The sequence below is a fragment of the Streptantibioticus rubrisoli genome (genome assembly GCF_024436055.1).
GTDB classification, from domain to species: domain Bacteria; phylum Actinomycetota; class Actinomycetes; order Streptomycetales; family Streptomycetaceae; genus Streptantibioticus_A; species Streptantibioticus_A rubrisoli.
In genome coordinates, this window is sequence record NZ_JANFNH010000031.1 from 31,770 (window position 1) to 45,092 (window position 13,323).

Genomic DNA, 13,323 nt, shown 5'->3' on the forward strand with positions numbered 1-13,323 from the left:
GACACGCCCGGGACGTCCTTCTCCTGGCCCCTGACCCCTGAGCGACATAACGGGTGCGACGGGCCACTGCCGGTACTTCGCGGCTTCGCGCCCGGCCCGCCCCGCGGCGCTGGCGACGCCGCAGGACGGCCGGTCGGCGGCACGACGTCCCGGGGCCGAGTGCTCGTCCTCGGCGCACGACCGGCTCACCGCCCCTGACGAGCGTGCGGCGTACCGCCTGGACCAGCGCGTCCGTACCGGTCGCTGACCGCCTCCTCCCAGGGCGTGAGGTCCACCAGGATGTCTGCGGCGTGGACCAGCAGCGTCCCGAATCCGGCGATCTGCGGCGGGCCGCCGCTCGCCTGCCGCGGCAACTCCTGCTGGAGCCGGGCCAGCTCGCGTCGGCAGGACTCCAGGGCCTCGCCGAACACGTCGGCTTCCCCGCCGCCCGCCTCACCGTCCCCGGCCGCTGCCAGCAGCGCGGCGCGCGCCCGCGACAGCGCGGCGAGCCCCGCGAGCAACCGGGCGTAGCCGCAGAGCGTGGCCGCGTCCGGATAGCCCTGCAGCCGCTCCGAGCTCGACGTGCGGGCGAGCGTACGGGTGATCGCGGTGACCGCCTCGACGACCGCCGCCCAGCGGTTGTCCTCCGCGGCGGGCGGGGCCGGGGCGTGGGGCCGACCGAAACGCCGTACGCGCGGATTCATCCGCGAGCTCTCGTTCGCCCACTGCCGGGCGTGGCGCAGCGCGGTGAGGCGGTCGTGGAGCGCGTCGGCGCGACGCTCCCAGCCAGCCGCGGCCTCGGCGTCCCACTGCCCGCCGGTGAGCCCCTCGGCCACGGAGTCGAGGACGTCGGCTGAGCCCTCCCCGAGCCCGCGAATGTGCCGACGCACGTCCCTCAGGTGAACAGGCGGCAGGACGAGCGCGTTGACACCGATGCCGACGACCGCACCTAGCCCCGCCTCCAGCAGCCGGTGCATGACGGTCAGCGCCGACACCGGCGGCGAGGCCAGCGTGAACAGTGCCGTCGTCGGACCGTAGATGCCCTGGTCACCGAAGTGCGGCCAGTTGCTCAGCAGCATCATCAACGGCAGTACCAGCGCCATCGAGACGGTCACGCTACCGGTGGCCGTGTGCGCCCCGGCGGCCAGCAGCGTGCCCACCGCGATCGCGACCAACTGCTGGATCCCATTGCGCACCGACCGGTACACCGTCGTCTGCACCAAGACCACCGCGACCCATGGAGCCATCAACGCCGCAGGGTCCCGCAGCCAGGTCCCCGCGATCAGCCACGCGACCACCGCGGCGCCCGCCGCCTTGAATGACTGGACGGCCAGGTCCCGCTGCCGTCCAGGACCGCTCCAGGCCCGTACCGAAGCCCGGGCCACCGCCGTGGCTTCGTCGCTCAACACCTCCCGCATGCGCATGCCCCGCGCCTGCTCATCGCCGCCCGCACTGATTCGCCGGTCGCGCGGATGACCGCTGCGCCTTGGGCAACCCGTGTCGTGTGGTGCCTGAATGGCCCTGTCGCTGTACGGCCTTGGCCAACTCGTGGAGGCGACATGTATCCATGGCGACTTGTACGTCCGGTGATGCGGCGGGCCGGGACGACGGATCGCGGAGCACACCCGCACGGCGCGCACGTACGGTCTTGGCGGACCGCCGGACCGCCGGACCGCGGCGCGCGAGATGCAAGACAGCTTCATGATCGCCGAGGTAGCGGAGCGTCGGCGGCGACCCGTACGAAGTCGGCGACCGTACGAAGCGGACGCCGGTGCGTCGTCAGAAGCGTGACCGCGTGGTCGCGGACAAGGCCCTCAGCGGCGACGGCGGTGCGGACAGCGTCGGCAGGTGGCCCGGTCCGTTCCGGAGACGTGCGGAGGGTGGTCAGTCCCGCGTGGACGCCGGTCGGTCGGTCTGCGAGTTCGCGTACCGCTGGTGCTTGCCCGGGTGTCCGACGGTGGGGAGCCACTGGTTGACGATGGTGTCGATGAACTCGTCGCTGGCCTCGGCGCGGTCGAAGAAGAGGCGGACGAGGAGCGGGCCGTACAGCAGGCTGTACTGTTCGCCGGTGATCTGTAGGCCGGAGGGCTCCAGCAGCTTGTTCAAGGCGGCCAGGCGGTCCTCGATGAGCCGGGCCATGGCCTGGGCGCTGTCGGGGTCGTGGTCGGCTTCGGCGGCGATGGCCAGTGCGGCGGTGCGGGTGGCCGGGACGGTGATGCCGGCGCGCAGGCTGACCAGCCAGGCGGTGGCGACGGCGCGTACGTCGGTGCCGGGTTCGGGGTAGCCGACGTCGGGACCCTCCAGAGTGAGGTCGGTGAGCAGCGCCGCGCGGTTGGGCCAGTGCCGGTACAGGGTCTGCCGGGTGACTCCGGCGCGTTCGGCCAGGAGAGCGGTGGTCAACCCGGTCAGCCCGACTTCGGGCAGCAGCTCGCGGGCCACCGCCAGGATGCGGGCGCGGGTGCGCTGAACGCGGGGGTTGCTCGGATCCGGCTGACGCCGGTGGACGGGCGGCTTGGACGGCATGGGCCCATCCTATCCAGGAATCATACACAGAGTGTGATGAGGGTTACTCTGCTTCGCCTTCACGTTTCACACGGCCTGTGTGATACACCGGAGAGGTAATCACACATCCTGAATGATTCAGCGTGTGCCTTCCGTCTTCCCCTTTCTGGAGTTCTCGATGTCCACCGCGATCACCTACTCCCGCTACGGCGGCCCGGACGTGCTCACCCCGGCCGAGGTCGACACCCCCGAGCCGGGGCCGGGCCAGGTCCGCATCAAGGTCCGGGCGGCCGCCGTGAACCCGATCGACCTGAAGATCCGCTCGGGGATGATGGACGGCATCTTCCCGGTCGAGTTCCCCGTGGTGCCGGGCTGGGACGTGGCTGGCGTCGTCGACAAGGTCGGCGAGGCCGCCACCGCCTCGGTCGGGGACGAGGTCTTCGGCGCTGCCTCCGTCGGCGGCTACAGCGAGTACGCCCTGCTGGACCAGCCGGTTGCCAAGCCGAAGGAGGTTTCCTTCGACACCGCCGCCGCCGTGATCACCGTGGGGGAGACCGCCTACCGCGGCCTGCACCACCTCGGTGCCAAGAAGGGTGAAACCCTGCTGGTGCACGGCGCTGGCGGCAGCGTGGGAACGATCGCCGTCCAACTCGCCGTCTCCCGGGGCATCACCGTTGTCGGCACCGCCGGCGACCGCGACATCGAGCGCCTCACCGTCCTCGGCGCCACCGCGGTCCCTTACGGCGAGGGCTGGGCGCAGAGGGTCCGGGCCGCCGCCCCGCAGGGGGTGGACCACGTCTTCGACGCCTCCGGCGCGGGCGTACTGCCGGACTCGATCGCCCTGGTCGGCGACGCGGCGCGGGTGATCACCATCGCCGACATGGCCGCCGCGCAGCACGGCGTACGTTTCACCGGCGCCGACCCGGCCGACCGGTTCTGGCAGGCGCTGCCGCAACTGGCTGACCTCATCGCCGTCGGCAAGCTCGACGTCCCCATCGGGAGCATCTACCCGCTCGCCGAGGCCGCCCGGGCCCACGCCGACATCGAGGCCCGCCGCGCCCGCGCCAAGGTCATCCTCACGCCCTGACCCACGGGCCGCTGCCTCACCGGGCTACAGGGCGAGGCGGCATCGAGGGGCGTCGACGTCTCCGGCTGACGCCCCTGCGGGGCCTCAGCCGACCCCCGCGGCTTAGCCGACTGCGGGTGGGTGGCGGGCAGCGGCTTGGATGGGGTGAGCGGGCGCAGCGGTCGTTGATCGAGGCAGGCGGTCAGCTCGGGCGGACGCAAACAGGCTCGGCACCGTCAACGGCCAGTTCGTTCTCCCCCGTCGGCATCGCTCTCGGCGATGGGGCCATGGACTCCTCGGCGTGAGTTCGCGCTGACGCTTGCGCCGGAAGCTCGGCGATCGGCCGGTCGGGGGTGTTCGTGGCGAAGTGATCACCATGCCGACCGGGTTAGGACAACCAGCGCCCGCGCTGGGCGAGCCAAGGGACGAACTCGTGGGTGCCGCCTGCGGAATCGCAGCGGATGAGGGTCTGCCGCCCGCGCCGCTACTTCTTCGGCAACTGGGGCCAGGGCGAGGCGGGCAGCACTGATGTGGTCGGCGGGTGTGTTCGAGCCTGCGTTGCCCGGCTCAGCAGGGCCGCGACGGGCTCGTCGGTTCCGCCCGGTCCGCGGTCGACGAACGCCATCAGCGGGTGGTGGCCTTGGGTCTTCTTCCGGGTCGGGGCGGCGTCCTGCCCTTCTGAGTGCGCTACGGCCAGCACTCCGTCCAGGTGACGGTCACCCGCCCGTCGGCGTCCGGAGCCCGGCCTGCCGCTAACTTCAAGATGTGGCTGCGGACTTCGGTCGAAGCCGCGCGGATCGCGGTCAGTGCGGTGACGCAACACCGTGCCGCCCGGCTCAGCTTCCTGGGCTGCGCCTCAAGTAGCCTTCGTGGTCGATCACTTCGCAGTGCAGGCTGGCACCCGACCTCGGCTCGAGCACCAGGCGCTCAAGCCATTCCTCCGCAGCGCGCGCGGTGATGACCCGGTCATGCTGGCCTGCGATCATGCCGTGCAGTGCTTGTACGGCCACCTCGCGGTAACGAATCCGCGCAGCTGATCGGCAGTCGGCCAGCGACACCAACTGGTCCACCACGCCGGGTCCAGAGGTGCAGATCTGGGACTGTATCGGCGGCGGCAACTAGTTCTGGCGACTGCCGTCTTGAGTGGGGGGTTTTGAGTCGGGGAACTGGGTGGCTGGCCCGTTGGGGGGTGGTGACGCCGTACGTTCCGTCGTCAGTTGTCGCACAGGGCCTCGGCGGTCGGCAGCCGTTGCCGAGGGCGACGGCAACGAGAGCACTTCCGCCGGACGGCGCGGGGGCCGTCGCCATGCCCTGACCGACTGGCGCTCGGCGGCGCACGGGCGTTGACGTTCGCCGCTTTCCCACCCGACGCGTTCAAAGGAAGGGAGGTCGAGCCTCTCAGATCCAGAACGGTGCGGAGCGGCCTGGCTGTTCAGCGAGGGGCTGTCAGACCTGGTTCTTAGCATGGCGGGTATGAGGGGATCACAGAACAGCTCGGCTGCCCACGTGGTGCGCACCATCTTGGCCTGTCCGCAGGGAAGGGATGCAGGCCAAGCCCAAGGCATGGTGGGCGACGTGCTGGGGGTGCTCATGCAGGCCCGCCCTGCGCGTACGGTCGCGGCGGGAGTCGCTGCGGCGGGTGGAGTCGATGCGCAGGCGGCGCGTCGGCTGCGTGAGCTGGTGGCGCATCATCTGGGTGATCGGGCCGAGCGGTGGCGCGGTGTGCACGACGCGCTCGCCACCTATCGGGGCACGTTGCCCGCGCTGCTCGCCGAGATGCCGCCGCTGGCTCGGCCGGCTGCTTCCGGTGAGCTTCGCTCACCGGCGCCCCGTAGCGTGTACGCCACGCTTGCCCTGCTGATGGAGCAGGCCCAGCCCGGGCACACGGTCGCCGGTCTGGCCGCGTTGCCCGACCGTACGGTGGAGGCCCTGCTCGCTGGCGGGGCGCTGCCCGGGCCCGGCCTGACCGCCGCCGTCACGGAGCACGGCGACTCCCGCAGCAGAGCCGCTTTGGCCCGTCATCCCCGGCTCGACACGCGGGTGCTGGCGCGGCTCCTCGCGGTCGGGGACGCCCAGGTCGGCGCTGCCGTCTACCGCAGTCCACGCGCCACCCAGTCCTTGCGCCGTACCCTTGCGCACCGGCTCGACACGGTGCCGATGGACGAGACGTTGCGCGCCGAACTGACCGACCCGAGCGTCGACTTGCCGCGTACCTGGCTCACGCCGCTGCTCGGCTCGGGTGATCCGCAGTTCGTGGCGCGTGCGCTTGGCGTCGGTGTTCGGCGGGTGGCCCAGCAGTACGCGCTGCTGCGGGTCTGGGAGCGCTGCGGGCCGGAGGTGGTGCGTGGCTTCATCGGTGATCCGGCCGTCGCACGGCACCTGAGCGGGCCGGTTCTCGCCGCGGTCAACCAGGCGCTGGCCAAGGAAGACTCCGGTGCCGCGCTGCGCCAGCTACGCGAGCGGTGCGAACCGTATGAGGACCCCGCGCGGCTGCCGAGCCTCCTGGCCACCACACGGGGCACCAGCAGCCTGCGCGACCTGCTGTCCGAACCGTATGTCCACGACCTGCAGGCCCTCGCCGAGGCCCACGCGAAGAGCCCGTTCATGCCCATGGCGAGCGAGGAGTTGGCCCGCCACGAGGATGCGAGCGACGCCCAGCGCCTGGCGTTCAGGCTGAGCGTTCTCAACGATCGCTGGCGGGTGGGCGATCGACGCGCCGGGAACGCGACCCCGCCTGAGCGGCGCCTGGCCGAGGAGGTGCTCGACGCCGACGGCGCCTGGTGGGCGGAGGGCATGGTCAGGGCAGCGTTGTTCGATCCGGTCGAGCTGGTGCGCACCGCCCGACCGGCGTCTCACGCGGTGACCGCGCTCGCCGTGCTCCATGAGCGGGGCCTGCTCACCGGCACGGTCGCGGCCGAACTGCGCTCGCTGACCGATGCCCATCTCGGTGACCGCCCCGAGGCCTGGGCCGCGCTCGACGCCCTTCTGGCCGGACACCAGGGAAGCCTGGGCGAGTTGATCAGCAAGGCCGGCGAGGCCACCCCGGCCGAATGCGACGGAACCGAGGCGTCCGACGAAGGACACACCGCCGCGCGCACCGGAGTTGGTGCCCACGAAGCCGCGTCGCCCCGGACTCCGCGCTCCCGCCATGAGCGGGCCGCCCTTGCCGCCCTCGACCTCCTTCGATCCCTCTGCGCCGACGCCCCGCTTCCCACCGACCCCGACGTCCTGTCCTTCCTCGCTCACCACAACAGGTGGGATGCCCCCGGCCTGGCCACCCCCGAGTGGCTCGTCCGGGCCTGCACCACCCACGGGATAGAACCGCCGAACGCCGGGTCCTGGTACACCGCGCCCACGCTCGAGCAGGTGCGGGCGCATCTCCCGCAGACCTGGGGCTCCAGCGCCCTGCTCACCGACCGCGCCTACGTTCAGGGCATCCTGCCCGCCGACGAACTGCTCAGCCTGCTCCCCGCCCGCTACATGTTGCGCCTTCCGCACGACTGGCGCGGCTTCGCTTTCGCCGGTGCGTGGCGGGCCGCGCTCGCCCGCCTGCTGCGCGCCGAACTCGGCACCGACCCCGACGCCTGGCTGCACTTGGCCCGCACGGCTTGGACGCATGCCGCCGGACGGGTCAGCGACCCCAACCCCGGTGGGCCCAGCTGGGTCGAACTGCTGGCCCTGGCTCGGTCCGCGTCATCCGCGAACGTCAGTGCCACCGGACACCCCCCGCAGGAACGGGGATGGGCCGCGCTCACGCCCCGCCCGCGCACCCCTGACGAGGCACTCAAACTGCTGGAGCACGGTGACCACTTGTGGGTCTGGCCGATGGGCACCCTGCTGTGCCTGGCCGACGCGGAAGTCGTCGACGCGGTCCTGCCCCGACTCGGCCCCGACGGCTCCTGGTTGCTTGCCGCGTACCTGCTGCGCCACGACCACACGCCGCGCGTGGTCTTCGACCGGCTGCTCGCGGGCCGGGATCCGCACGCGCTGCGGATACTCGTCGCCCAGTCGCGGTGGCTCGAGGACGGCTTGGTCGGGCGACTGGCCGACGTCGATGATCCTGACGTCGGCCTGGCCCTGCTGCGGCACGTCCGCGATCCGGGGATCCACCGCCGGATCGTGGCCAGGTCCCGCCGTCCGGGGGCGGAGGCCGACCCGGTCGCGGCGCGGGTACTGGCGGAGCTGCGGGCCGATCCGTCCGCAAGGCCGCCAGGAGGCCTGCACTGGCTGTGCTCGGCGGAACCGGACCTGATCGAGGAGATCCTCGTCCGGTGGGGTGGTGAACTGGGCTTCGTCCACCAGGTTCTCGGCTGTTTGCGACTGGTCGAGCACGGCGGAGCAACTCGGCTTACCGCGCTCGTCGGACGCGATTTGCTCGGCCAGGCTGCGAGCAAGCTGTGCGTCAAGGCACTGGCCTGCGCCGATCCGGCCGCTGTGCTGCGTGCCCGCCTTGACCGCGAACTGGCCCCTGCCAAGCTGGTCAAGAAACTGCGTCGGGCGCGAAGCCACTGGCAGGCCACGAGCGCGGTGGCGGCGATGCCGTTCGGTGCCAACTGGCGGGCTTTGGAGGCAGCGCACCGGCAGGAGCCGCTGCCGCACTGGGAACACCTGGTCAACCTGCCGGACGCGCCCGCCGAACTCCGCCTGCGGTACGCGGCGTTGGTGCGAGAGCCGGGGCCGCACGGTCTGGCCGAGGGCGCGGAACTCACCCGGGCGCGGGCCCGCCACGGCCTGGCTGGCATGTACCACTGTGCACCCGGCACCCAGATCGACGGCCTGCTGACGTCCGGCATCCTGGCCGGATCGGACCTGCTGCACCTGGCGGCCCCGGCCGCACTGATGCTCGCCTACCTCCACAGCGCCGCTCGCCGCACCGACGCTCCGGCAGCCGCGGTCGCCGCACTGGCGGAACTCGCCGATCTCGTGCGTTCACGGCTCGGATCCGACCAGGAGGCATGGACACGGGTGACCGACCGGCTGACGGGCCGCGATCCGCAGTGGGATCCGATGTCCCCGGTGGTCACGTTGCTGTGCTGACCGTCGACGGCGCGGGCCCGGGCAGGCCACGGTGATGTGGGCCTGCCGCTGCGGGGATGTGCGCCGTTATGGCTGATTCGGGCGCAGGCACGCCTGGCGGTTCACAGTTGTTCTGCGGTTCGCGGTGTTCGCGGTGTTCGCGGCGTTCGCGTGATCGTCGGCTGCGAAAGGCCTGCGAGGCCGTCGAACCGCGTGCGTCAGCAGCCGGTAGTTACCAGCGGGTAGTGGTGGGGTGTCCAGGACCGGTACGGTGACCCGACGGTAGAGCAGTGCTGCGGGGAGGGTGACGATGGTGCGGTTGGCGGACAGTCCGAGGGTCGAGGTGGATGTGCATGTGGCCGCGCCGCCGGAGCGGGTGTGGGCGCTGGTGAGTGACATCACCGTGCCGACCAGGTTCGGCGGGGAGTTGTACGAGGTCGAGTGGTTGGACGGGGCCGCCGGACCGGCCCTCGGCGCGACCTTCGTCGGACGCAACCGGAATGAGAACCTGGGTAGTTGGGAGACCGTCTCGCGGATCTGTGAGTACCAACCGGAGTTGGCGTTCGGCTGGGAAGTGCGGGCACCTCAGGGCGATTTCAGCCGTCCTGTCGCCAGTTGGCGGTTCCAGATGGAGCCGGAGGACGGCGGCACCCGGCTGCGCCAGTCGGTCACCATCGGGTCGGGCGCCTCGTACCTGAGCCGTGCGATCGAAGCCCAGCCTGAACACGAGGAGCAGATCGTGACTGTTCGGATGGGCATGCTGGAACAGGGCATCCGGTCGACGCTCGAGGGTGTCAAGAAACTCGCAGAATCCTGAGCCCCAGTCGGTTGAACCAGCGCGGGCGCGACGTCGTGCAGCAGGCGCGGCGGAGCGTGGCAGGCCAGCGAGGTGGTGCTCAAGGAGAACGCGACCGTCGCGGACAGTCGGGGGCCTGTGGCCCCGGCCAGGCCGTGGCGGTGTGGGTAGCCGGGGTCGGCGCGTTCGCCGTGGTCCCGAACGCCGGGGGCCTTCGGCTGTGTGCGACTCTTGGTGTGTCGGCGTGGGTCCGATGAGGGTCCGCACCGACGGGAGGGGAGTTTCGCGTGACACCGAGTACGACGGCTCCGGCCGACCGCTGGCGCGAGCCCAGGAAGCTCAACAGCACCTGGCGGTTGGCGTTGTCGACGTTCGTGTCCGCCCGCCTCGGTTGAGGCAGCACCAGGGGCGGACGCGGCCTCACCGTCCGACGCTGGGCGCCACTACGGTGGTGCTGGAGTCAATCGGTGGGGAGGGTGAGGATCCGGTGTGACGCCGTAGTCTGCTGGTTGCCGTGGCCGGGGGCCGCACCAGCGTGGTCTTCGGCCCCACCTCGACCGCTTCTGCGCGCACCCCTGCGCGGCTCAGCCTGGCAGGGCTGGAAGGCCTCTTGTTCTGCCGGTGGTAGCCCGCCCTGCGCGGCACCGGCCCCACGTCTGCCGCGGTGTGAGCGACGATTCGCAGTTGAGTGGCATCCGGGCACGGTCGCTCTCGCCTCAATCCGGCTGTGGCTCCGCTAGCCTCTCTCTTCGGCACGCCGCTAACGCCGCAGTAGGCCAAGGTGGACGCACGGGGGAGGCATCGGCTCTGCTTGCAAGGCCCTCGCCCTGCGGTGGCATCGCTGTCGGCCAGGGGTCATCCTGGAAATGTCAACGGGAGTGCCGGTACGCCATCCCAACCAGGGTCCCGGCAAGGTAGCGAGATTTCCGTTTCGTTCTCGCTGCCCCCATCCCAACTGAAGCTGCTGAGCTGGAGATACCCGCGCTGGGAAGCGGTCACCAGTAGCAGGACAAAGCAGGCGGACTGCGACTTTGCCGGGGCCCCGCCATCCCAACTGGCCCCGCACATGGCCTCATACCTGGCATTCCATAGCTCACTCATTGTCCCTTCAACTGTTGAGCCAGAAAGAGGACGTGATGAACACGCAGACGGGTTGGCGTTGGTGCAGAAAGTGTCAGGGTTTGTTCTACGCTGCGGGCCCCACCCGAGGCGCCTGCCCCGTCGACAACCAGACACACGACAGCACTGGCAGCGCCCCTTATGCCATGCCGTACGATGACGGCAACGCGCCGCATGCGCAAAGCGGCTGGCGCTGGTGTCAGAAGTGCCAGGGACTGTTCTACGCCCTCAATCCCGACCAAGGCACCTGCCCCGCAGATCGCCAAGCTCACGACAGCAGCGGCAGTGCCCCTTATGCCATGCCGTACGATGACGGCAACGCGCCGCATGCGCAAAGCGGCTGGCGCTGGTGTCAGAAGTGCCAGGGACTGTTCTACGCCCTCAATCCCGACCAAGGCACCTGCCCCGCGGATCGCCAAGCTCACGACAGCAGCGGCAGCGCCTCCTACGGCACCCCCTTCGACGTGCCGACGACGGCGACCGTCGCTCCCGATCCCATCGATGTTCTGGCACCGAAGGGTGACGGCACGGGATCAGCCGTCGTGACTGTCAGCGGATTTACTGCGCCGACACAGCTGACCGCAACCCTGTCCCAGGCCGGCAATCAACTACGGGCGGTCCGGTATTACGAGGCTGCGACGACGGTAACGGAGCCACTGCATCGAGAAGACTGGCCCCCCGCGTGGCTTCCTCCCGGCCATCCCCCCAACCCGCTTCCTCTGGCGACTTACACCGAGTACGGAGAGGCAAAAGTCGACGGCACGCAGCCGGTCAGTGTATCGCCCGGTGACACCATCACATACGTGATCGAAGCGACAGGGCTCACCGTTTGGCCTCCCGTCACTGGCATGCTGAATATCAAAGGCGATGGATGGCTAGCTCCCATTGCGGTGCCGGTGTCGGTGCGTGTCAACCCGCTTACCTTGACTGTGGATTCCAGCCCTCTTACGATCCAGCAGAACAATTCGGGAGCGCTTGGCTTGCAGGTCAGCTCAGTGTCCCCCCAAACCGAACAACTCACCGTCTCCGGTTTCGGGACGGGTGTCACGACGGACACCTTGCCCCTGCTCATTCCCGCAGGATCGACAGTTGCCGGCGCCTTGGCGATCCACACCGGCCCTCAGACACCGGTCGGTAAGGTTGTCGACTTCACCCTACAGTCGGGAACGGCGCTCCAGGCCGGGAGTCCGGACATCGAGGTCTCGGTGGCGGAGATGACGGTCTCCCTGACTGGGCCCTTGATCTATGCTGCGGCAGCCGGCAGCGACGTCAGCGTTCCGGTGCGCGTGTCACTCAACGAGACGACGGAGAACACCGACATCACGTTCTCGGCCAAACCACCTCCGGAAACCGCCAAACCGCCACTAGGAATCTCGCAGGTCTTCAGCCTCAGCACTCGCCACTTCGAGCTGAACAATTTTTCCGTCACCGACCTCTCGCATCTCCCACAGCGGATAGAACGCACCAAGAACCTGGATCCTTCGGGCAGCACCACTGAAACACTCGTTCTGCACGTGAGCGACACCGCACCCGGTGGGCAGTTCACGGTCACGTTCGCATGGCAGGCGTTCAACGGCCAACAGACCGGCACGTTCCAGGTCCAGATCAATGTGGCGGTCCGCAGTCGCACGTTCAGCTGGAACATCAGCAGCGGTGGGCTGGCGGCATTGGGAGGGGCGGCGCAGTTCACCATCTCCAGTGACGGCACCACGCGCTGGAGCGGCTACGCGCATAACAGCGGCGTCGACAACTACGACTGGGGTTTCAGCGCGGTTATCAAGCCACAGAACACCGAGACCCCGGTTCTTGCCGTTGCTCACCACGGCCACCTCGGCGCACGGGAGCCTGCGGCCTCCGACCAATGGGACAACACCACTCCGCCGCAGGATCCGGACCCGAACCGTGTGGTACCCAAGGTTCCGTCCACCGGCCCCAATCTCATCGCCTGGCACTTCGACGACTACGCAACGGCCACCGCGACTCCGAATACTCAGTACTCCAGCGGAATCGGAGAATTCCTCGAAACCGCCCTCGTTGATATCGGGGGATTCTTCCTCGGCACGACGCCCGTAGGACAGGTGCTCGGTGTTGTCATCTTCATCGGCATCGAGGCTGGCGACCTACTGCAGTCGGGGTCGTTCGTGCACGGGGCCCGTATCGCCGAGGGAATCCTGTGGGTGTTGGGCCCGTCCAACATGCTCTTGGCCCTTGCCGCAGCCGCGATCGGGGAAATCGGAGATGCCTCGCATGAAATAGAGCAGGCAGATTACGACTTCGCGAATCAGGTGTACGCTGATTCCGAGGGAAAAACAACACTGCCGCCACGAGAGAACATCCTGGTCACGAACACGATCGGCAAAGGCAACAGGCCCTTCACGTTCGAGAACTTCGAGCGGAAGATCGTCATGAACATGGGAGCCATCTCCGGCTTGAAGAATGGGATCACAGCTGACACTGATGTACCAGGGGAGACGTTGATTCACGAGCTGTGCCACGCATGGCAGCTCACGCATAACGCTTCCTCTCCGGATCTGCTGAGTAAGTTCTTGACCGCAAGATTCCAGGACTCAGCCGCATACGACTACGGCCCCGCAGGCCCATCGTTCGATGATTTCGGGCTTGAGGCGCAGGCACAGATCGTTCAAGACTGGTTCGTGGGCAGACGCAAGCGCAACGAGGAGCCGCCGACTGGCCAGCGAATGGATCCGGCCAGCCCCTATTACAGGTACATCGTCGGCAATATCCGGCTGGGGCAGTACGACGACTGACCGCAGATACCCTGCCCGCCCCGCATCACTTCACTGAGCGGCGTATCCACCCACGAGCCCACGAAGATCCGCCGGAC

Annotated in this window: 7 protein-coding genes and 1 pseudogene; 4 read left to right on the forward strand and 4 right to left on the reverse strand. The window is 69.3% G+C overall.

What is annotated here, in order from left to right; translation table 11 throughout:
* Positions 1–185: 185 nt before the first annotated feature.
* Positions 186–1,403 (reverse strand): FUSC family protein, encoded by a 1,218-nt coding sequence (locus tag NON19_RS22625; RefSeq protein WP_255930728.1) that lies wholly within the window; start codon positions 1,401–1,403, stop codon positions 186–188.
* Between the two features lie 460 nt (positions 1,404–1,863).
* Positions 1,864–2,502, reverse strand: a complete 639-nt coding sequence (locus tag NON19_RS22630) for a TetR/AcrR family transcriptional regulator (protein ID WP_255930729.1) — start codon at positions 2,500–2,502, stop codon at positions 1,864–1,866.
* A gap of 124 nt (positions 2,503–2,626) precedes the next feature.
* Between NON19_RS22630 and NON19_RS22635 the strand changes: the two genes are divergently transcribed.
* Complete coding sequence (locus NON19_RS22635) at positions 2,627–3,568, forward strand: NADP-dependent oxidoreductase (RefSeq protein ID WP_308213715.1); 942 nt, start codon at positions 2,627–2,629, stop codon at positions 3,566–3,568.
* A gap of 345 nt (positions 3,569–3,913) precedes the next feature.
* On the opposite strand, the pseudogene NON19_RS33765 reads toward NON19_RS22635, so the two are convergent.
* Both NON19_RS33765 and NON19_RS22645 read right to left on the reverse strand, forming a co-directional pair.
* Positions 3,914–4,357: pseudogene (locus tag NON19_RS33765) on the reverse strand (transposase); the annotation flags it as partial.
* A gap of 26 nt (positions 4,358–4,383) precedes the next feature.
* The gene (locus NON19_RS22645; protein WP_255930730.1) at positions 4,384–4,620 is read right to left on the reverse strand and encodes a hypothetical protein; all 237 of its coding nucleotides are present in this window, start codon (positions 4,618–4,620) and stop codon (positions 4,384–4,386) included.
* 400 nt (positions 4,621–5,020) lie between these two features.
* Between NON19_RS22645 and NON19_RS22650 the strand changes: the two genes are divergently transcribed.
* The 3 genes from NON19_RS22650 (at position 5,021) to NON19_RS22660 (ending at position 13,246) form a co-directional block, all read left to right on the forward strand.
* Positions 5,021–8,584 (forward strand): hypothetical protein, encoded by a 3,564-nt coding sequence (locus NON19_RS22650; RefSeq protein ID WP_255930731.1) that lies wholly within the window; start codon positions 5,021–5,023, stop codon positions 8,582–8,584.
* Between the two features lie 289 nt (positions 8,585–8,873).
* Positions 8,874–9,380 (forward strand): SRPBCC family protein, encoded by a 507-nt coding sequence (locus tag NON19_RS22655; protein ID WP_255930733.1) that lies wholly within the window; start codon positions 8,874–8,876, stop codon positions 9,378–9,380.
* Positions 9,381–10,624: 1,244 nt separating this feature from the next.
* A complete protein-coding gene (locus NON19_RS22660) occupies positions 10,625–13,246 on the forward strand; it encodes a hypothetical protein (RefSeq protein WP_255930735.1) in 2,622 nt (873 codons plus the stop codon).
* The last annotated feature ends 77 nt before the right edge of the window (positions 13,247–13,323 follow it).

Bases quoted from the DNA above. Each gene is read 5' to 3' on its own strand.
- NON19_RS22630 (WP_255930729.1), bottom strand. From the start codon at position 2,502: ATGCCGTCCAAGCCGCCCGTCCACCGGCGTCAGCCGGATCCGAGCAAC.
- NON19_RS22650 (WP_255930731.1), top strand. From the start codon at position 5,021: ATGAGGGGATCACAGAACAGCTCGGCTGCCCACGTGGTGCGCACCATC.
- NON19_RS22660 (WP_255930735.1), top strand. From the start codon at position 10,625: ATGCCGTACGATGACGGCAACGCGCCGCATGCGCAAAGCGGCTGGCGC.
- NON19_RS22655 (WP_255930733.1), top strand. From the start codon at position 8,874: ATGGTGCGGTTGGCGGACAGTCCGAGGGTCGAGGTGGATGTGCATGTG.
- NON19_RS22625 (WP_255930728.1), bottom strand. From the start codon at position 1,403: ATGCGCATGCGGGAGGTGTTGAGCGACGAAGCCACGGCGGTGGCCCGG.